Source organism: Pontibacter sp. LHS1 (genome assembly GCF_058932855.1).
The window spans coordinates 1-1,067 of record NZ_JBZYWF010000031.1; the positions used below are offsets into that span (position 1 = coordinate 1).

General features: G+C 68.4%; 1 protein-coding gene. It reads right to left on the reverse strand.

The window, feature by feature from the left end; translation table 11 throughout:
- Positions 1–1,067: DUF6443 domain-containing protein (locus AC5FXQ_RS21740; RefSeq protein WP_493604510.1), on the reverse strand; the 1,067-nt coding region annotated here is incomplete at both ends.

Consider the following 1,067-nt stretch of genomic DNA (forward strand, 5'->3'; position numbering starts at 1 on the left):
GGTGCGGTGTCTTTGGCCACGTCCGGGTACATAGAGTTGGAGGGGTCGTAGAAGGCTGCCTGCTCGTCCGTGGCCGCAGGGCGGTAGGAGCCGGCCACGCCTCCTGCCGCGTAGGGCAGGAACGTCTTGGAAACCCTGCCCAGCGCATCATAGGTGACTGGCGTGATGATGTCCTGTCCCGTAGGGCTGGCCTTGGTGAGCACTGTCTGCAGCTCCCGCCCCAGCCCGTCGAAGTAGGTGACTTGCTGGCTGGTCTGCCGCACGGTGCCCTGCGCCAGCGCCTCGGCTGTCAGCATACCCCCGACCTGCGCCGTGTTGGTGATGACGTAGTTCATATCCTGGCTCGGGGAGGAGGCCAGCGGCGGCTCCACCACCCCGCCCACGGTCACCGTGACGGCGGTCTCGGTGCTGTAGAGTGTAAGGGCCGTGGCCCAGGCGTTGGTCACCTCCAGCCTGTACCCCCCCGCGTCGGCCGCAGAGGCCGACGGCACCGAGTAGCTGGCCTGCGTCGCCCCCGGGATACTCTGCCAGACCCCGTTCACCCGGCGGTGCCACTGGTAGGCGTTGTGCGTGCCCCCAACTGTCAGGCTCAGCGTCAGGGGCTGGCCCTCCGCCACGCTCACCGCGGCAGATGCCGCCAAGTCTCCCTGCGGGCTGTACCGCAGCGAGAGGAATTCGTGCTGCCCGGCCCCTGTTAAATTGGCCTCTATCGAACCGAAGTCCAGCCGGTTGCGGTGCAGGTACACAGTCAGCTGCGCCCGGTTAGGGTGCTGGCTCAGGTCCGGCACCCACGTCAGGGCGTTGCCCTCCAGCCGCAGGTGCGTCAGCCCCGCCATCCCCGCCACCCCGGCCGGTAGCGCCCCGGTCAGCTCGTTCTCGTGGAGCTCCAGCCGCCTCATCGCCGAAAGCTGCCCCAGGGAGGCCGGTATATCACCCGACAGGCTGTTGCCGTAGAGCAGCAGCTGCTGCAGACCCGGCAGGTTTCCCAGCTCCGCTGGGATCGGCCCCGTCAGAGTGTTGCCGCTCAGGTAGAGCTGCTGCAGGGCCTGCAGGCCGCCCAGCTCGGC